General features: G+C 73.1%; 17 protein-coding genes. 10 read left to right on the forward strand and 7 right to left on the reverse strand.

From position 1 onward, the window contains the following. Positions 1 to 22: 22 nt before the first annotated feature. Both BT341_RS26220 and BT341_RS26225 read right to left on the reverse strand, forming a co-directional pair. Positions 23 to 1,654: an ABC-F family ATP-binding cassette domain-containing protein gene (locus BT341_RS26220; RefSeq protein ID WP_072478810.1), complete on the reverse strand. Its 1,632-nt coding sequence runs from the start codon at positions 1,652 to 1,654 to the stop codon at positions 23 to 25. A gap of 157 nt (positions 1,655 to 1,811) precedes the next feature. Further along, positions 1,812 to 2,288: a MarR family winged helix-turn-helix transcriptional regulator gene (locus BT341_RS26225; protein WP_072482183.1), complete on the reverse strand. Its 477-nt coding sequence runs from the start codon at positions 2,286 to 2,288 to the stop codon at positions 1,812 to 1,814. A 144-nt stretch (positions 2,289 to 2,432) separates the two neighbouring features. Between BT341_RS26225 and BT341_RS26230 the strand changes: the two genes are divergently transcribed. The 3 genes from BT341_RS26230 to BT341_RS26240 are packed head-to-tail and all read left to right on the forward strand — an operon-like array spanning position 2,433 to position 5,076. Next, entirely contained in the window at positions 2,433 to 3,020 is a 588-nt protein-coding gene (locus BT341_RS26230; protein WP_072482184.1) for an ArsR/SmtB family transcription factor, read from the forward strand. Further along, positions 3,017 to 4,279 carry an MFS transporter gene (locus BT341_RS26235; RefSeq protein WP_072478811.1) on the forward strand — a complete coding sequence of 421 codons (1,263 nt, stop codon included), beginning with the start codon at positions 3,017 to 3,019 and terminating at the stop codon, positions 4,277 to 4,279. The genes BT341_RS26230 and BT341_RS26235 overlap by 4 nt, the downstream gene beginning before the upstream one ends. Further along, the gene (locus tag BT341_RS26240) at positions 4,243 to 5,076 is read left to right on the forward strand and encodes a metallophosphoesterase family protein (protein ID WP_072478812.1); all 834 of its coding nucleotides are present in this window, start codon (positions 4,243 to 4,245) and stop codon (positions 5,074 to 5,076) included. The genes BT341_RS26235 and BT341_RS26240 overlap by 37 nt, the downstream gene beginning before the upstream one ends. Here BT341_RS26240 and BT341_RS26245 read toward each other — a convergent pair. Continuing rightward, positions 5,071 to 5,616 (reverse strand): CGNR zinc finger domain-containing protein, encoded by a 546-nt coding sequence (locus BT341_RS26245; RefSeq protein WP_084742999.1) that lies wholly within the window; start codon positions 5,614 to 5,616, stop codon positions 5,071 to 5,073. The two genes, BT341_RS26240 and BT341_RS26245, sit on opposite strands and share 6 nt — an antisense overlap. Before the next feature lie 38 nt (positions 5,617 to 5,654). Here BT341_RS26245 and BT341_RS26250 point away from each other — a divergent pair, with 38 nt between their 5' ends. After that, on the forward strand, positions 5,655 to 6,590 hold the full coding sequence (locus BT341_RS26250; protein ID WP_245805106.1) for a phosphotriesterase family protein: 936 nt from the start codon (positions 5,655 to 5,657) through the stop codon (positions 6,588 to 6,590). A gap of 4 nt (positions 6,591 to 6,594) precedes the next feature. On the opposite strand, the gene BT341_RS26255 is transcribed toward BT341_RS26250, so the two are convergent. Beyond that, positions 6,595 to 7,500, reverse strand: coding sequence for a PAC2 family protein (locus BT341_RS26255; RefSeq protein ID WP_072478814.1), 906 nt, complete (start codon positions 7,498 to 7,500; stop codon positions 6,595 to 6,597). Between the two features lie 38 nt (positions 7,501 to 7,538). On the opposite strand from BT341_RS26255, the gene metH reads away from it, so the two are divergent. The 6 genes from metH (at position 7,539) to hisG (ending at position 15,030) form a co-directional block, all read left to right on the forward strand. Then, complete coding sequence (metH, locus tag BT341_RS26260) at positions 7,539 to 11,093, forward strand: methionine synthase (RefSeq protein WP_072478815.1); 3,555 nt, start codon at positions 7,539 to 7,541, stop codon at positions 11,091 to 11,093. Positions 11,094 to 11,139: 46 nt separating this feature from the next. After that, complete coding sequence (locus BT341_RS26265; protein ID WP_245805350.1) at positions 11,140 to 11,772, forward strand: HAD family hydrolase; 633 nt, start codon at positions 11,140 to 11,142, stop codon at positions 11,770 to 11,772. 59 nt (positions 11,773 to 11,831) lie between these two features. Next, positions 11,832 to 13,295 (forward strand): AlkA N-terminal domain-containing protein, encoded by a 1,464-nt coding sequence (locus BT341_RS26270; protein WP_072478817.1) that lies wholly within the window; start codon positions 11,832 to 11,834, stop codon positions 13,293 to 13,295. Between the two features lie 8 nt (positions 13,296 to 13,303). Further along, entirely contained in the window at positions 13,304 to 13,822 is a 519-nt protein-coding gene (locus BT341_RS26275; protein ID WP_072478818.1) for a methylated-DNA--[protein]-cysteine S-methyltransferase, read from the forward strand. A gap of 66 nt (positions 13,823 to 13,888) precedes the next feature. Continuing rightward, entirely contained in the window at positions 13,889 to 14,152 is a 264-nt protein-coding gene (locus BT341_RS26280) for a phosphoribosyl-ATP diphosphatase (RefSeq protein ID WP_043784093.1), read from the forward strand. A gap of 32 nt (positions 14,153 to 14,184) precedes the next feature. Continuing rightward, the gene (hisG, locus tag BT341_RS26285) at positions 14,185 to 15,030 is read left to right on the forward strand and encodes an ATP phosphoribosyltransferase (RefSeq protein WP_072478819.1); all 846 of its coding nucleotides are present in this window, start codon (positions 14,185 to 14,187) and stop codon (positions 15,028 to 15,030) included. 62 nt (positions 15,031 to 15,092) lie between these two features. Here the strand turns inward: hisG and BT341_RS26290 are convergent, their stop codons facing one another. The 3 genes from BT341_RS26290 to BT341_RS26300 form a co-directional block, all read right to left on the reverse strand. Further along, positions 15,093 to 16,028, reverse strand: coding sequence for a ParA family protein (locus BT341_RS26290; protein ID WP_072478820.1), 936 nt, complete (start codon positions 16,026 to 16,028; stop codon positions 15,093 to 15,095). Positions 16,029 to 16,092: 64 nt separating this feature from the next. Beyond that, positions 16,093 to 16,884 (reverse strand): thioesterase family protein, encoded by a 792-nt coding sequence (locus BT341_RS26295; RefSeq protein WP_072478821.1) that lies wholly within the window; start codon positions 16,882 to 16,884, stop codon positions 16,093 to 16,095. After that, positions 16,884 to 17,786 (reverse strand): RecB family exonuclease, encoded by a 903-nt coding sequence (locus BT341_RS26300; protein ID WP_072478822.1) that lies wholly within the window; start codon positions 17,784 to 17,786, stop codon positions 16,884 to 16,886. The genes BT341_RS26295 and BT341_RS26300 overlap by 1 nt, the downstream gene beginning before the upstream one ends. Positions 17,787 to 17,887: the final 101 nt, after the last annotated feature.

Raw genomic sequence — 17,887 nt, forward strand, 5'->3', positions numbered from 1 at the left:
CCCCTCGCCGGTGTATAACGACCTACACGGCGACCGGCCGGCCGGCGGCCAGCGCCAGGTGGTCGCCTGACCAGTCGCGGCGCAGCCACCGGTCGTGCGAAGCGATGACGACCGCGCCCGGCGCCGTTTCGAGGGCCGTGAACAGTTCTTCCGCCAGGGTCAGCGAAATGTGGTTCGTCGGCTCGTCGAGGAGCAGCACGTCCGGTGGCTCGGCGAGCAGGATCGCCAGCGCGAGCCGTCGCCGCTGACCCACCGAGAGCGCCCCGACCGGCTGGCGGAGATCCCGGGACGCGAGCAGGCCCAGCCGACTCAGCGGGGGAGCGTCCTCGCCGAGCGCGTCGCGGTACACCCGGACCGCCGTCCGCTCGGGCGACGGGAACGCGACATCCTGCTCCAGCAGCCCGACGCGCACACCGTGTCCGAAGTGGACTGTCCCGGCGGCGGGGGCGAGCCGTCCGGCCAGCACGTTCAGCAGCGTCGACTTGCCGGCCCCGTTGCCGCCGGTGACGAGCAGCCGTGCCGACGCGCCGACGTCCAGCCGCGGCAGCCGCAGCCGTCCCGGTACTTCCACGTCCCGCACGGAGATCGCCGGCCCGTCAGCGTGCGCGCGGCCGGTCAGCTCGGCGCGGAACCGCAGCGGCGCCGGTGGCTTGCGCACCTGCTCGCGCTCCAGGATCTCCAGCCGCTGCTCGGCGTCGCGGACCCGCCGCGAGATCGTCTTCTGGACGCGGGCGCCCTTGAAGTGGTGGATGAACTTGTCGTTGTCACGCGGGCCGCGGCCGTAGGCGACGTTGCGCGCCGTGACGGCGACGGTCTCCCGCAGCTCCTTCAGCTCCTCCTGCTCTTCGGCGTAGCGCTGCTCCCACCGCGCCCGCTCGGCCTTCTTGTGGCCGAGGTAGTCGGTGTAGCTGCCGCCGTAGCGGACCGCCCCGCCGGCCTGGCGGTCGGCCGCGGCCGGGTCGAGGTCGACGATGTCGGTGCAGACCGCGTCGAGGAACACCCGGTCGTGCGACGACAGCACGACGATGCCGGTCAGCTCGACCAGGTGGCGCTCGAGGAAGGCCAGCGCCGCGTCGTCGAGGTGGTTGGTCGGCTCGTCGAGCAGCAGCGTTTCCGGCTGCCGGATCAGCAGCGCGGCCAGCCCGAGCCGGGACCGCTGCCCGCCCGACAGCGTGCCGAGCGGCCGGTCCGGTTCGACGCCGCCGAGCCCGAGCCCGTCGCAGACGAGTTTCGCGCGGCGATCGGCGTCCCACAGGTCGTGGGCCTGCGCCCACTCCAGGACCCGGCCGTACTCCTCGAGCACCGCCGCGTCGTCGGGCCGGTCGGTCATCGCCGCGGTCAGCTCGTCGAGCCGGGCCGCGGCGGCCCGGATGTCGGCGAGCGCGTCGTCGAGCACGTCGGCGAAGGTCGCCGCCATGCCGAAAGGCAGCTCCTGCAGCAGGAACCCGACGTCCGGGCCGCGCAGCACCTCGCCGGACCGCGGCTCTTCGAGCCCGGCGAGCAGGCGCAGCAGCGTGGACTTGCCGCTGCCGTTCTCGCCGACGAGGCCGAGCCGCCGGCCGGCGGACGCGGTCAGCGAGACGCCGTCGAGGACGACGCGGGTGCCGTAGCCGAAGACGACGTCTTTGGCCTGCAACGGAAAAAGGGTGGACATGTGCGATCACCGGGCCCTGGGGGAAGAAAGCGGAAATCCCGCCGGGCGTCGTGGCACGCGGGAGCGTCGGCTCGACCGGGTGCCGCCTCGGAAGCGGGACGGGCGCGGTTCAGTTCCTCATAGTGGAACCAGGTTAACGCAACAACAGTAGAGTTAGTCAACGGGTTATGGCCTGGGTCACATCCGGCAGCTGCGCGGTCGACCGTTCGGCGGCCGCGGTCCCGTCGGTGAGGAACTCCAGCAACGCGGTCAGCTGGCGGCGGTCCAGGCGCGCGAGCCGCTCGCCGACGAACCGGGCCATCGGCGCGTACAGCTCGGCGAGCTCGGCCATCCGGTCGGGCAGCGGCCGGACGGCGAGCCGCCGGCGGTCGGCCGGGTCCGGGACTCGCTCGGCGAGCCGGTGGCGTTCCATCCGGTCGAGCAGGCGGGTGAACGCGCCGGTGGACATGCCGAGGTGCCGGGCCAGCTCGCCGGGGGAGTCGCTCACGCCGCCGTGGAGCAGGTGCAGGCAGTGCAGCTCGGTCGGCGTGACGCCCATCCGCTCGGCGACCGAGGCGTGGAAGAGCGCGGTCGAGCCCACGAAACGCGGCAGGGCGAGAGCGGCGGCGGTGGCGAGTTCGCGCTGGTCGGGCAACGTCCATCCCGGGTCGTTCACGGCGCAGTCACTGCCCTGTGCAGTGACTGCCCGGCCAACGATAGCGAAGTGTCTTGACAAACCAGCTGGTGGGTCCAACTATAAAAGGTACCTTTCGAAATTTCTCTTTCAGATGAGGTGACGATGGCCGAGCTGCCGCCGCGGAAGCGCATCGAGGACGTCGAGCTGCTGCGCGCCCTGGCGCACCCGCTGCGCTCGGCGCTGCTGAACCACCTCACGGCGGTCGGGCCGCGCACCGCCAGCGAGTGCGCCGAAGCGGTCGGCTCGACCGCGTCCAACTGCAGCTGGCACCTGCGGCAACTGGCGCAGTACGGCCTGGTCGAGCGGGCCGAGGGCGAGGACGGCCGCGAGCGGCCCTGGCGGGCCCGGCAGGTCGGGCTGGAGATCGGCCGGTTCGCCGACGACCCGGCCCGCCGGGCCGCCCAGCTCGGTGTGGTCGGCGCGAGCCTGGGCCACGAGCAGGAGCTGACGCAGCGGTACCTGGACTCGCTCGACGACCTCGATCCGGCCTGGGTCGCGGCGTCCGGGCTCGCGAGCTACACGCTGCGTGTCACGCCGGAGGAGCTGACCCGGCTGAGCGACGCGATCGACGCACTGGTCCGGCCCTATGTCGGCGCCATCCGGCCGGACGCGCCGGCGAACGCGCGGCCCGTGCACGTCAGCCTGCGCGCCTTCCCGCGCATCGAGCATTCGGGGAAGGCGGAGGCGTGAAGCGGCTGCTGGGGGTGCCCGGGTTCGCGCGGTTGTGGGTGGCCGCGTTCTTCGGCGAGACGGCCGAGTGGATGCTGCAGGTGGCGTTGCCGGTCTACGTCTTCCAGCGCACCGGCTCCGCCGCGACGACGGCACTGAGCATCGTGCTCGGCCTGCTGCCCGCCGTGTTGCTGAGCCCGCTCGCGGGTGTCGTCGCCGACCGCTGGAACCGGCGCGCGGTGCTGTTCGGCGTCTGCTGCGGGCTGGCGCTCGTCGCGCTGCCGCTGCTGGCCGAGCCGGCCGTCGTCGTGGTGTACGCCGTGATGGCCGCGCAGGCGGCCCTCGCGTCGGTGTTCGAACCGGCGCGCAACGCGCTGGTCCCGGAGCTGGTCGGCGTCGAGGAGGTCACCGGCGCGAACGGGCTGATGAGCGTGAACGGCAGCGTCGCCCGGCTGGCCGGCGGCTGGGCCGGGGGTGCTCTGCTCGGCTCCGGCGGGCTCGCCGACGTCATCACCGGTTACCTGGCCGTCCTCGCGGTGGCGGCCGCGCTGCTGGCCAAGCCGTTCCGCCGGGCCGGCGGGTCCGCGCCGGCCGCAGCGCGCCAGCCGGTGGTGCGCGCCTGGCTGGACGGGCTGCGCGAGCTGACGCACAACCGCCGGTTGTGGCGTACCGGGTTCGCGCTCGCGTGCACGTCCCTGGCGCAGGGCATGTTCCTCGTGCTCTTCGTGGTCTACGTCCTCGACGTGCTCGGCGGCAGCGAAGCCGACGCGGGGCTGTTGCGCGGGGTCCAGGCGATCGGCGGCCTGGCGGCCGGGTTCGCGCTGGCCACCGTGGCGCGGCGGGCCGCGCCGGCGGCGTTGCTCGGCTGGGGCTCGGTGGTGCTGGGCCTGCTGTCGGCCGTGATCTGGAACCTGGCGTTCGTGACGACCGCGCTCGGCCTGTACGTCGGGCTGTTCGTGCTGGCCGGCGCCCCGGGTGTCGTGGTCGGCGCCGGCGTGCTGTCGGAGATCCAGAGCGCGGCCGCGCCCGAGCGGGCCGGGCGCGTGCTGAGCACGACGTTCGCCGCCGCCGCCACGTTCACCACCGCCGGCGCGCTGCTGGCCGGGACGCTGGTCGCGGTGACCGGGCCGGCGGCGCTGCTGGACGTCCAAGCCGGGGTGTACGTCTTCGCCGGGGTGCTCGTGCTCGTCCCGAAGCGCAGGTTTGGCGAATCTTCCCGCGCTCCGGTGGCTACGGTGGAGGGGTGCCGCACCTCTTCGCCACCAGCGACCTCCACGTGACCCACGAGGGCAACGGCCCGATCCTCGCCTCCGTCGTCCCCGAGACTCCGCAGGACTGGCTGCTCGTCGCCGGCGACGTGGCCGAGCGGGCCGAGGCGACGATCGGGACGCTGAAGACCCTCCGCGACCGGTTCGCGAAGGTCGTGTGGGTGCCCGGCAACCACGAGCTGTGGACGACCCACGGCGACCCGTGCCAGCTCCGTGGCCAGGCCCGGTACGAGTACCTCGTCGAGGAGTGCCGGAAGATCGGCGTCCTGACCCCGGAAGACGAGTTCCCGGTGTGGCCGCACGGGTCCCGCCCGCTGACCGTCGCGCCGCTGTTCCTGCTCTACGACTACAGCTGGCGGACGCCGGAGGCGGCGGGCAAGCCGCTGGAGGAGGCGCTGGGCCAGGCCCGGGCCGCCGGCGTCGTCTGCACCGACGAGTACTTCCTGCACCCGGACCCGTACCCGAGCCGCCAGGCGTGGTGCGAAGCCCGGCTCAAGATCAGCACCGAGCGCCTCGACGCGATTCCCGAGGACCACGGCACGATCCTCATGTCGCACTGGCCGCTGCACCGCCACCCGACGGCGCCGCTGTACTGGCCGGAGTTCGCGCTCTGGTGCGGCACCACGAAGACCGAGGACTGGCACCTGCGCTACCGCGCGGAGATCGCGGTGTACGGCCACCTGCACATCCCGCGGACGACGGAGGCCGACGGCGTCCGGTTCGAGGAGGTCTCGCTGGGCTACCCGCGCGAGTGGCGCAAGCGGGCGCGCGGCGCGGTGCCGATGCGCCGCATCCTGTGGCCGTCATGATCCGGCGCGCCGCCGCTCCCTGAGCGCGCGCACCCGGCCGCGGCTGGCGCACGCGGGGGCGGGACACCACCGCCGCCGGCCGCCCGGGTCGGCGAACACGCCCCGGCAGTCCTGCTCCGGGCAGGCCCGCAGATCGTGCCGCAACGGGCCGGTGAGCCAGTCCGCCGCCTGGTGGGCCAGCCGGGCCAGCGCCGCCGCCGAGGTCGGCGGGGGGCTGCGGTGCAGCCGGTCGAGCGCGCTCAGGCGCACCGGCTCGGCGGCGAGGAACGCGGTCAGCGCCCGCACCTGCTCCGCGGTCGGCGCGACACCGTCGACCGCGCCCAGCGCCAGCGGCCGCAGGGCTTCGCGCAGTTCGCGGGCCGCGTCGAGGTCCTGCTCCGTGACCGGGGCCGGCGGCGTCAGCTCCGACCGCGCCAGCCAGTCGCGCCACCGCGCCACGGTCGGGATCCGCTCCACCGGCCGCGAGCCGAAGTGACGGCCGCGGGTGGCGAGCAGGTTCAGCCAGGGCGCCCCCATGTCGAGGCGGAATTCTTCGGGCACCTCGCCATTGTAACGGGTCAGCCGTTACACTCGCCGGCGTGACTGGGGAACCGAAAGTGCGGACGCTGCTGGGCGACATCGAGCCCGCCCGGCTGGGCGTCACCGACTCACACGACCACCTCTTCTTCGCCTCGAAACTGCTGCCCGGCGAGGAGCTCGACGACCCCGGCGCGGCGCTGGACCAGCTCGTCCGGTTCAAGGCCGCCGGTGGCGGCACGCTGGTGCAGTGGACGCCGTACGGGCTCGGGCGCCGGACCGGGGAGCTGGCCCGGCTGTCCCGCGAAACCGGCATCCACATCGTCGCGGCCACCGGCCTGCACCGGGCCGCGCACTACTCGCCTGCCGTGCTCGGCGCGGTCGCCGACGACCTCGTCCGGATCTTCGTCGCGGACCTGACCGAGGGCACCGGGCCCGCCGAGCTGCCCGAAGACCTGCGGGCCCGGCAGCGGGCCGGCCTGATCAAGGTCGCCGGCGGCTTCCACACGATCGACGCGCACGCCCGGACGACGCTGACCGCCGCCGCGGTGGCGCAGGAGGAGACCGGAGCGCCGATCGCCGTCCACCTCGAGCTGGGCACCGCCGGGCTCGAAGCCGCCGAGCTGCTGTGCGGGACCCTGGGCGTCCCGGCCGATCGGGTGATTCTCGGGCACCTCAACCGCAACCCCGACCTGCGGGTCCTGCGCGCCATCGCCGGGACCGGCGTGTTCCTGGCCTTCGACGCGCCGTCGCGGGCCAACCACGCGACGGACTGGCGCCTGACCGACTGCCTGGAAGCGCTCGTCGAGGCCGGCCACGGCGATCAGCTGCTGCTCGGCGGCGACACGACGACCGCCACGGCCCGGCGCGAGGTGGGCGTGCCCTACCTGCTCGAAACCCTGGCGCCGCGGCTGGCGAAGTTCCTCGGCGACGACGTGGTCACGGCGATGCTGGTGGCGAACCCCGCACGGGCGTTCGCCACCAGCTGGTCCCGCTAGGACGTCAGCGCAGGCCGAAGCCTTCCTGTCCGCCGCCTCGGCCGCGGCGGCGCAGGTAGCGCTCGAACTCGGCGGCGATCTTGTCGCCGCTGACGTCCTGCTCCGCGACCTCGATCTGGGCGTCCCCGCGCTCTTCGAGGCTGCGGACGTACTCGCTGATCTCCTCGTCCTCGTCGGCCATCTCGCTGACCGTGCGCTGCCACTCCTCGGCCTGCTCGGGCAGCGCGCCCAGCGGGATCTCGACGTCGAGGATGTCCTCCAGCTTGTGCAGCAGCGCCAGCGTCGCCTTCGGGGACGGCGGGTGCGACACGTAGTGCGGCACCGCCGCCCAGATCGACACGGCCGGGATGCCCGCCTGCACGCAGTAGTCCTGCAGGATCCCGACGATGCCGGTGGGGCCCTGGTAGTTGTTGAGGTCCAGCCCGTAGAGCGAGGCGGTGTCCTTGTCGTAGGCCGTCCCGGTGACCGGGACCGGCCGGGTGTGGGCCGTGTCGGCCAGCAGCGCACCCAGCGTCACCACGGTCGCGACGTCGAGCTGCTGGATGTGCTCCAGCAGCTCGGCGCAGAACGCCCGCCAGCGCATGTTCGGCTCGGGCCCCTGCACGAGCACGACGTCGCGGTCGAAGCCGTCGGGACGGCACACCGACAGCCGGGTCGTCGGCCAGTCCACCCGTCGAGTGACGCCGTCCACCATGCGGACGGTCGGGCGGCTGACCTGGAAGTCGTAGTAGTCGTCGGGCTCCAGTTCCGCCAGCGGCGTGGCGTCCCAGTTGAGCTGCAGGTGCTCGACCGCCCGGCTGGCCGCGTCACCTGCGTCGTTCCAGCCTTCGAAGGCGACGACCATCAACGGTCGGGTCGGTTCGGGGCGGCCGCCGGGCGGCCGCGGGGTCTCGTCGACGGGCTCACTCACCGGACCAGCCTACGACCACCGGCCTTACCCTGTTCAGCATGTCCGACCGCCTGTCGTCACCGTTCCTCGAGGCTCTCCGCTCGCGCGTCCTGGTCGCCGACGGGGCCATGGGCACCGCGCTGCAGGCCCACGACCTGAGCCTGGACGACTTCGGCGGCCTCGAAGGCTGCAACGAGATCCTCAACGTCACCCGCCCGGACGTGGTCCGCACCGTCCACCGGGGCTACCTGGAGGCCGGCGCGGACGCCGTCGAGACCAACACTTTCGGGGCCAATTTCGCCAACTTCGCCGAGTACGGCATCACCGGCCGGATCTTCGAGCTGGCCGAAGCCGGCGCGCGGCTGGCCCGCGAGAGCGCCGACGAGTTCGCGACGCCGGACCGCCCGCGGTTCGTCCTCGGCTCGGTCGGCCCGGGCACCAAGCTGCCGACGCTCGGCCACGCGCCGTTCGCCACGCTGCGTGACGCCTACCGCGAGGAGGTCCGCGGCCTGCTGGCCGGCGGCGTCGACGCGGTGATCGTCGAGACCACGCAGGACATCCTCCAGACGAAGGCGTCGATCATCGGCGCGAAGCGGGCGATGGCCGCCGAAGGCCGGTCCGTGCCGATCCTCGCTTCGATCACCGTCGAAACCACCGGCACCATGCTGCTCGGCACCGAGGTCGGCGCGGCGCTGGCCGCGCTGGAGCCGCTCGGCATCGACGTCATCGGGCTCAACTGCGCCACCGGCCCGGCCGAGATGAGCGAGCACCTGCGGCAGCTCGCCAAGCACGCCCGGGTGCCGCTGTCGGTCATGCCGAACGCCGGCCTGCCGGAGCTCGGCCCGGACGGCGCGGTGTACCCGCTCGGCCCGGAAGCGCTGGTCGAGGCGCTCACCGGGTTCGTGCGCGAGTTCGGCGTCGGCCTGGTCGGCGGCTGCTGCGGGACGACCGGCGAGCACATCCGGCAGCTCGCCGCCGCCGTCTCCGGGACGAAGCCGGTGCCCCGGCGGCCACGGCCGGAGCCCGGCGTGTCGTCGCTCTACCAGGCGGTGCCGTTCAAGCAGGACGCCAGCGTGCTGATGATCGGCGAGCGGACCAACGCCAACGGCTCGAAGGCCTTCCGGACGGCGATGCTCGAGGGCCGCTGGGACGACTGCGTCGAGATCGCCCGCGAGCAGACCCGCGACGGCGCGCACCTGCTGGACCTCTGCGTCGACTACGTCGGCCGCGACGGCACCGCGGACATGGCCGAGCTGGCCGGGCGGCTGGCCACGGCGTCCACCCTGCCGATCATGCTCGACTCCACCGAGGTCGCCGTGCTGGAGGCCGGGCTGCAGCGGCTCGGCGGCCGCTGCGCGGTCAACTCCGTCAACTACGAGGACGGCGCCGGGCCCGGGTCCCGCTTCGCCAAGGTCATGGAGCTGGTCAGCGAGTACGGCGCCGCCGTCGTCGCGCTGACCATCGACGAAGAAGGCCAGGCGCGGACCGCGCGGAAGAAGGCCGACATCGCGACCCGGCTGATCGAGGACATCACCGGCAACTGGGGCCTGCGGCCGTCGGACGTCATCATCGACGCGCTGACCTTCACCATCGCCACCGGCCAGGAGGAGTCGCGCCGCGACGGCGTCGAGACGATCGAGGCGATCCGCGAGATCAAGCGCCGCCACCCCGATGTCCAGACCACGCTCGGCCTGTCGAACATCTCGTTCGGGCTCAACCCGGCCGCCCGGCAGGTGCTGAACTCGGTGTTCCTGCACGAGTGCGTCCAGGCCGGGCTGGACACCGCGATCGTGCACGCGTCGAAGATCCTGCCGACGGCGCGGATCCCCGACGACCAGCGCGCGGTGGCCCTCGACCTGATCTACGACCGGCGCCGGGACGGGTACGACCCGCTGCAGGAGCTGATGGCGCTGTTCGAGGGCGTGAGCGCGGCGTCGTCCAAGGCGTCGCGGGCCGAAGAGCTGGCCGCGCTGCCGCTGTTCGAGCGCCTGGAGCGCCGGATCGTGGACGGCGAACGCAACGGCCTCGCCGGCGACCTCGACGCGGCACTGGAGCAGCGGCCCGCCCTGGAGATCATCAACGACACGCTGCTGTCGGGCATGAAGACCGTGGGCGAGCTGTTCGGCTCCGGGCAGATGCAGCTGCCGTTCGTGCTGCAGTCCGCCGAGGTGATGAAGGCCGCCGTCGCCCACCTCGAGCCGCACATGGAGAAGGAGGACGACGCCGGCAAGGGCCGGATCGTGCTGGCCACCGTCCGCGGCGACGTCCACGACATCGGCAAGAACCTCGTGGACATCATCCTGTCCAACAACGGCTACGAGGTGGTCAACCTCGGCATCAAGCAGCCCATCTCGGCCATCCTGGACGCGGCGGAGGAGCACGGCGCCGACGCGATCGGCATGTCCGGGCTGCTGGTCAAGTCCACGGTGATCATGAAGGAGAACCTCCAGGAGATGAACTCCCGGGGCGTCTGGGCGCGCTGGCCGGTGCTGCTCGGCGGCGCGGCGCTGACCCGGTCCTATGTGGAGAACGACCTGACCGAGCTGTACCTCGGCGACGTCCGCTACGCGCGGGACGCCTTCGAGGGCCTGCGGCTGATGGACGCGATCATGGCCGCCAAGCGCGGCGAATCGCCGCTGGTGGACGCCGAGGCGGAGAAGAAACGCCGGGAGCGCAGGGAACGCCGCGAGCGTTCGCTGCGGATCGCCGAGGCGCGCAAGGCTCGCAAGGCCGAAGCGGAAGCGCAGGAAGGGCCGCCGCCCGCGCGGTCGGACGTGGCCACCGACGTCCCGCTGCCGTCGCCGCCGTTCTGGGGCTCGCGGGTGGTCAAGGGCGTGCCGGTCGCCGACTACGCCGCGATGCTCGACGAACGCGCGACCTTCATGGGCCAGTGGGGGCTCAAGGGCGCCCGCGGCGGCGCCGGGCCGACGTACGACGAACTGGTCGAGACCGAAGGACGGCCGCGGCTGCGGTACTGGCTCGACCGGCTGACCGCCGACGGCGTCCTGGCCCACGCGGCCGTCGTCTACGGCTACTTCCCGTGCTACGCCGAGGGCGACGACCTCGTCGTGCTCACCGAGCCCGAGCCGGACGCACCCGAGCGGCTGCGGTTCACCTTCCCGCGGCAGCGGCGCGACCGCCGCCTCTGCCTGGCCGACTTCTACCGGCCGAAGGAAGCGGGCGAGGTCGACGTCGTCCCGTTCACGGTCGTCACCATGGGCCGGCCGATCGCCGACTACGCGAACGAGCTGTTCGCCGCCGACGCCTACCGCGACTACCTGGAGGTCCACGGCCTCGGCGTCCAGCTCACCGAGGCGCTGGCCGAGTACTGGCACTGCCGGATCCGGCAGGAGCTGACCTTTCCCGGCGGTGTGGCGGTCGCCTCAGAGGACCCCGACGACGTCGAGGAGTTCTTCAAGCTCGGCTACCGTGGGGCGAGGTTCTCCCTGGGCTACGGCGCCTGTCCCGACCTCGAAGACCGGGCGAAGATCGTCGCCCTCCTCGAGCCGGGCCGCATCGGCGTGAAGCTGTCCGAGGAGTACCAGCTGCACCCCGAGCAGTCGACCGACGCGATCGTCTGCCACCACCCCGAAGCCAAGTACTTCAACACCTGACCCGGAGGGATCCACTGTGGACGGACTCGATGCCGTGCTGTGGGACATGGACGGCACGCTCGTCGATTCCGAGAAGCTGTGGGACGTCGCCCTCTACGAGACGGCGGAGTGGCTCGGCGGCAAGCTCTCCGAAGAGCAGCGGATGACGCTCGTCGGGTCCAACATGGACGACACCTCGGCCTGCCTGCTCGAGGTCGCCGGCCTTCCGGTGACGCCCGAGGCGATCGCGTCGACCGGGGCGGAGATCCGCCGCCGCACGGCCGGGCTGTTCGACGACGAGCTGCCGTGGCGCCCCGGCGCGCGGGAGGCGCTGACGGCGGTGCGCGAGGCCGGCCTGCGCTCGGCGCTCGTCACCTCGACCGAGCGCGACCTGACCGAGCTGGCGCTGAACACGATCGGCCGGGACTTCTTCGACGTCACGGTGTGCGGCGACGAGGTCGAGGGGCTCAACAAGCCGCACCCGCGCCCGTACCTGAAGGCGGCCGAGCTGCTGGGCGTGTCGCCGGAGCGGTGCGTGGCCGTCGAGGACTCGCCGCCGGGCACGGCCTCCGCCGTCGCGGCGGGCTGCACGGTGCTGGTCGTCCCCAACGACGTCGAGGTCGAGCCGGGGGAGCGGCGCGTGTTCCGCGACTCGCTGGTCGGCATCGACGTGCCGGCGCTGGCGGCGTTGCTGGGCTGAACACGCCCATGTCGCATTTCCGCTAGCCCCCGCCGCCGCGCTCGGCGATGCTGGGTCGCGTGCATGAAGACTTCGAGCGGTGCGTGCGGGCCGTGCAGGCGAAGGACGCCCGGTTCGACGGTTGGTTCTACACGGCGGTCCTGACGACGAAGATCTACTGCCGGCCCAGCTGCCCGGTGGTCCCGCCGAAGCCGCGGAACATGAGCTTCTACCCGAGCGCGGCGGCCGCGCAGCAGGCCGGGTTCCGGGCGTGCAAGCGCTGCCGTCCCGACGCCAGCCCCGGCTCGCCGCTGTGGAACGAGCGCGCCGACCTGGTGGCGCGGGCAATGCGGCTGATCGCCGACGGGGTCGTCGACACCGAAGGCGTCCACGGCCTCGCCGCCCGCCTCGGCTACAGCGTCCGGCAGGTCCAGCGCCAGGTCTTCGCCGAACTCGGCGCCGGACCGCTGGCCCTGGCCAGGGCCCAGCGCGCGCAGACCGCGCGGACCCTCATCGAGACCACGGCCCTGCCGATGACGGAGCTGGCGCTGGCGGCCGGGTTCGGCAGCATCCGGGCGTTCAACGACACCGTCCGCGAGGTGTTCGCGCTGACCCCCAGCGAGCTGCGGCAGCGCGCGAAGGGCACGCCCTCGGCGGCGGCCGGCGCCATCGTGCTGCGGCTGCCGTACCGCAAGCCGCTGTGCCCGGACAACCTGTTCGGCCACCTCGTGGCGACCGGAGTGCCGGGGGTGGAGGAGTGGCGGGACGGCGCCTACCGCCGGACCCTGCGGCTCCCGCACGGCCACGGCGTGGTCGCGCTGCGGCCCGAGGACGGCCACATCGCCTGCCGGCTGAACCTGACCGACCTGCGCGACCTCCCCGCGGCGACCAGCCGCTGCCGCCGCCTGCTGGACCTCGACGCGGACCCGGTGGCCGTCGACGACCAGCTCGCCACCGACCCGCTGCTCGCCCCGCTCGTCGCGGCGGCGCCGGGCCGCCGGGTGCCGCGCACGGTCGACGGGGCCGAGTTCGCCGTCCGCGCCGTCCTCGGCCAGCAGGTCTCGACCGCGGCGGCCCGCACGCACGCGGCCCGGCTCGTCGTCGCGCACGGTGAACCGGTCGACGACCCCGAAGGCGGCCTGACGCACCTGTTCCCGTCCCCGGAGGCGCTGGCCTCGCTCGACCCGGAGACGCTGGCCATGCCGCGCAGCCGCCGCCGGACCCTGCTGGCGCTGGTCTCGGCGTTGACGGACGGCCTCGACCTCGGCGCGGGCAGCGACTGGGAAGCGGCCAGGGCCGCCCTCACCGCGTTGCCCGGCTTCGGACCGTGGACGGTCGAGAGCATCGCGATGCGCGCGCTCGGCGACCCGGACGCGTTCCTGCCCACCGACCTAGGTATCAAGTACGCGGCGGAGACCCTCGGCCTGGGCGGCCCGGCCGCCGTCGTCGCCCGGTCCGGGGCGTGGCGCCCCTGGCGCGCCTACGCCACCCAGCACCTGTGGGCCACCGGTGACCACGCGATCAACCGGATGCCCGCCGCTTAGGAGATCCCATGCGTTCCCACACCATCGTGGACAGTCCCTGCGGACCGCTGACGCTCGTGGCCGAGGGTGCCGCGCTGTGCGGGCTGTACATGCACGAGCAGCGCCACCGGCCCGCCGAGCCGACGTTCGGCTCGCGCGGCGCCGGTGAGGTCTTCGAGGCCGCCGAGGCACAGCTGGCGGAGTACTTCGCCGGGCGGCGACGCGAGTTCGACCTCCCGCTGGCCTTCCGCGGCACGCCGTTCCAGCGGTCGGTGTGGGCAGCGCTGCTCGACATCCCGTACGGCGAAACCGCGTCCTACGGCGAACTCGCGCGGCTGCTCGGCAACCCGGCGGCGTCCCGCGCGGTCGGGCTGGCCAACGGCAAGAACCCGATCTCGATCATCGTCCCGTGCCACCGGGTGGTCGGCTCGACCGGCGCGCTGACCGGCTACGGCGGCGGGCTGGAACGCAAGCGGTACCTGCTCGACTTCGAGCGCGGCGCGGCCGCTGATCCCAGCAGCTGGGAGCCGGCGTCCACGGCCGTGTGAGATGGACGGCAGCCGCGGCGGGGCGGGGCGGCGTGGCCGGGGCCGGGATGGAAGGATCTGCAGACCGTGAAGACCTTCGATGAGCTGTTCGCGGAGCTTGCCGAGCGCGCGCGTACCCGTCCCGACGGGTCCGGCACCGTCGCCGCCCTCGACGCCGGGGTGCACGCCCAGGGCAAGAAGGTGCTCGAGGAAGCCGGTGAGGTGTGGATCGCCGCCGAGCACGAATCCGACGAGCGCCTCGCCGAGGAGATCTCCCAGCTGCTGTACCGGGTGCAGGTGCTGATGCTCGGCCGCGGGCTGTCGACCGAGGACGTCTACCGCTACCTGTGACGGGTCGCTCCAACAACGAGGAGAGAAGCGAAATGCTGCGTGTTGCCGTGCCGAACAAGGGAGCCCTCGCCGCCGCGGCGACGGAGATGCTCGGCGAAGCGGGCTACCGCAAGCGGCATGAGCAGCGCGACCTGACCGTGCTCGACCCGGTCAACGAGGTCGAGTTCTTCTTCCTGCGGCCCAAGGACATCGCGATCTACGTCGGCTCCGGCGAGCTGGACCTCGGCATCACCGGCCGCGACCTCGCGCTCGACTCCGGCGCCCCGGTGGAGGAGATCCAGGCGCTCGGCTTCGGCGGCTCGACGTTCCGCTACGCGGCCCCGGCGGGCAAGGACTGGAAGCCGGCGGACCTGCACGGCAAGCGCCTGGCGACGTCGTACCCGCGGCTGGTCCGCGACGACCTCGCCCGCCACGGCGTCGAAGCCGAGGTGATCCGGCTCGACGGCGCGGTGGAGATCTCGATCCAGCTGGGGGTCGCGGACGCGATCGCCGACGTCGTCGAGTCCGGCCGGTCGCTGCGCCAGCACAACCTGGTCGCGTTCGGCGACCCGATCTGCGTGTCCGAAGCGGTGTTGCTGCAGCGTCGCGGGACGCCCGAGAGCCGGGCGAAGTCGCAGCTGGCCGCGCGCCTGCGCGGGGTGGTGTTCGCGCAGCAGTACATGATGCTGGACTACGACTGCCCGCGGACGCTGCTGGAGCGGGCGATGGCGATCACGCCCGGCCTGGAGTCCCCGACGGTGGCGCCGCTGGCCGACGACGAGTGGGTGGCCGTGCGGGCGATGGTGCCGCGCAAGGAAGTCAACCGGATCATGGACGAGCTGGCCGAGGTGGGCGCGAAGGCGATCCTGGCCTCGGACATCCGTTCCTGCCGCCTCTGACCCGTCCGCCGGTCGTGAGCGGGAATCAGTGGCAGAACACTGCTTCCCATTCACGACCGGCGTCAGCGTGGGCGGTTCGGCTTCTTCGGCAGCAGGTCGTAGAGCCCCTTGCGGGCGCCGTTGTCGTTGACGTTGCGGGCCACCGCGACCTCCGAGATGAAGTCCTCGAAGACGAACTCCTCGTCGGCAGGCACCACCGCCGGGGCCTGGTTCTGCTCCAGGTAGCCGTCGAGGGTCGCCGCGATTTCGCGGAACGACAGCGCCTGCAACGTCTCCGGCGCGTAGGTCGTCACCGGGACGCCGTGGGCCGCCGCCTCGTTCATCACCACGCCCAGCGGCAGGTGCGAGAGCATCGGGATGCCGAACTCGTACATCTCCTGCAGCGCCGCGGCCGCGTAGTGCGAGATCGGCCGCCGGTACAGGCTCGGGACCAGGCCGAACCACGACAGCGGCTGGCGCCCGACGGTCTGCTCGACGTAGCGCACCTGGTCGGCCAGCAGCCGCAGCGCGCGGATGCTCGTCTTGTCGGGCTGCACCGGCACCAGGATGCCGTGCGACGCCGCCAGCGCGTTGTTCGTCAGCACGTCCAGCGCCGGCGGGCAGTCGATGATGCAGTGGTCGTAGTTGGCGAACTGGATGACCCGCGCCAGCTGCCAGCCGGGCACGCGGAACGAGTCGAGCCGCCGGATCAGGTCGAACATCCCCGGCGAGGTCGGCACGACGTCGAGCGCGCCGCCGCGGCCGAGGTTGCTGCGCGGGTGCGGGACGACGAGTTCCTCGATCGGGCCCTTCCACGTCTTGGCCAGGGCTTTCGCGAGGCTCGGCTGGTCCGCGGCGACCTCGGACAGGCCGAGCATCTCGGTCGTCGCGTGGCCCTGCGGGTCGAGGTCGACCAGCAGCACCCGGCGGCCCCGCTCGGCCAGTGCGGCCGCGGCGCCGACGCTCAGTGAGGTCTTGCCGACCCCGCCTTTCTGGTTGACCACCGAAGTGATCTGCATGCCGGAGCGCTCCTCAAGTCGGTCGTTCCGCGAAGGTTATTGGATGCGGGCCCGTTGTGGGTGGCTATCCGCCTCCGGCCTGTCGCGGGCGCACCAGCAGGGCCTGCGCGCCGGTGGCCACCGGGCCGTCGCCGTCGTGCAGGATGCTGGTCGCCGTGCCGATCCCGGACCGCCCCACCAGCGTGACCGCGTCGAGGCCGATCCACTCGCCCGACGGCGGCCGCCGCAGGTGCACGGTCAGCTCGGAGTTGATGAACCACCACTGCCGCGGGTCGAGGTAGTTCGACACGCCGTTGCCGGAGTCGGCGACGGTGAACAGCCGCTGCAGCCCGCTCGGCTCCTCGCCGTCGACCAGGGGCACCCGCTGGCGGGCCCAGACGGCGGCCGGGCCGGGCACGTCCATCCCGCCGCGCACCGCGCGCCACTCCATCGCGTCGAGGTAGCCGCTCTGCCAGCCCTCGGGCCACGGCGACTCCGTGACGCTGTCCGGGGCAGGCAGCAGCGGGCCGCCGTCGGTGGCGATCTCGGCCGTGGCGGACGTCGCGAGCCGCCACGCCGACGCCCGCGCCACGACGCGGCCGGCGGCGGCCAGCTCGGCCTGCAGCAGCTCGACCGACCGGCCCGGCCGCTCGACGCGGGCCCGCACGGTGAGCTCGGCGACCGGTGCCGGGCCGAGGATCTCGACCGTCACCCGTGCCAGCTCGGCCGGGTGGGCGGGTTCGACGTGTTCGAGGGCGCGGACCAGCAACGCCGACGGCGGCCCGAAGTGCTGGGAGTCGGCGGACCACGGGCCGGCCGTGTGCCCGGTCGCGGAGAAGCGGTCGCCGCCGAGCGGGACGTAGAACGCGTCGGCCATCAGTCGGCCCGGTCCAGGGGCGTCTCGTCACCCGCGTCGGGCTCCGGCCAGCCGGGGTATTCGGGTGGGGTCCCGCCGTACTCGGGGCAGTGCGCCTGGTGGTCGCACCAGTTGCAGAGCTTGCTCGGGTTGGCGCGGAAGTCGCCGGTCCTGCCCGCCTTGAGGATGGCCTGCCAGATGGCTTCCAGCGTGCGCTCGAACCGGATCAGCTCGGCTTCGTCCGGGGTGTAGGCCAGCGACTGGCCGTCGGTGAGGTACATCAGCTTCAGCTGGCGCGGGACGATCCCGCGCAGCCGCCACAGCACCACGGCGTAGAACTTCATCTGGAACATCGCCTTCGCCTCGCCGATTTCGCGGGGCGCGGCGCCGGTCTTGTAGTCGACGACCCGGATCTCGCCGGTCGGCGCGACGTCGAGCCGGTCGATGTAGCCACGCAGCAGCACGCCGGAGCCGAGCTCGATCTCGACGTGCAGCTCGCAGGCCTCCGGTTCGAGCCGCCGCGGGTCCTCCAGCTCGAAGTAGGCGTCGAGCAGCTTTTCCGCCGACCGGAGCCATTCCGCGTGGTCCTCGGGCCGTTCGCCGTCGAACAGCCCGGTCCACTCCGGACGGTCCGCGGACAGGTCCGTCCACGCCGGGCCGAGCAGTTCCCGCGCCCGCGGCGGCACGCGCTCGGCGGCCGGCAGCGCGAAGAGCCGCTCCAGCACCGAGTGGACGAGCGTGCCGCGCAGCTGCGCCTTCGTCGGCACCTCGGGCAGCCGGTCGACCGCGCGGAACCGGTAGAGCAGCGGGCACTGCTTGAAGTCGCTGGCCCGTGACGGCGACAACGCGGGCCGCCGCCGCACCTGCGTGGCGACGGCGGACTCGGTGAGCGGGCCGGTGGTGACGGTGTCGGCGTCGGGCATGGGCAGAGCGTAACGCCGGGGTCCGACAGTTCCGGCGACCGCAACGCCCGGGACCCGCGGCGGTGGCCGTCCGTGCGCGACACCACCCGGACCGGATCACC

Source organism: Amycolatopsis australiensis, from assembly GCF_900119165.1.
GTDB lineage: Bacteria > Actinomycetota > Actinomycetes > Mycobacteriales > Pseudonocardiaceae > Amycolatopsis > Amycolatopsis australiensis.

Excerpts from the sequence above, each read along its gene's own strand:
- BT341_RS26220 (WP_072478810.1), bottom strand. The coding sequence starts at position 1,654 with ATGTCCACCCTTTTTCCGTTGCAGGCCAAAGACGTCGTCTTCGGCTAC.
- BT341_RS26230 (WP_072482184.1), top strand. The coding sequence starts at position 2,433 with ATGGCCGAGCTGCCGCCGCGGAAGCGCATCGAGGACGTCGAGCTGCTG.
- metH (WP_072478815.1), top strand. The coding sequence starts at position 7,539 with ATGTCCGACCGCCTGTCGTCACCGTTCCTCGAGGCTCTCCGCTCGCGC.
- BT341_RS26265 (WP_245805350.1), top strand. The coding sequence starts at position 11,140 with ATGGACGGCACGCTCGTCGATTCCGAGAAGCTGTGGGACGTCGCCCTC.
- BT341_RS26275 (WP_072478818.1), top strand. The coding sequence starts at position 13,304 with ATGCGTTCCCACACCATCGTGGACAGTCCCTGCGGACCGCTGACGCTC.
- hisG (WP_072478819.1), top strand. The coding sequence starts at position 14,185 with ATGCTGCGTGTTGCCGTGCCGAACAAGGGAGCCCTCGCCGCCGCGGCG.
- BT341_RS26290 (WP_072478820.1), bottom strand. The coding sequence starts at position 16,028 with ATGCAGATCACTTCGGTGGTCAACCAGAAAGGCGGGGTCGGCAAGACC.
- BT341_RS26295 (WP_072478821.1), bottom strand. The coding sequence starts at position 16,884 with ATGGCCGACGCGTTCTACGTCCCGCTCGGCGGCGACCGCTTCTCCGCG.
- BT341_RS26300 (WP_072478822.1), bottom strand. The coding sequence starts at position 17,786 with ATGCCCGACGCCGACACCGTCACCACCGGCCCGCTCACCGAGTCCGCC.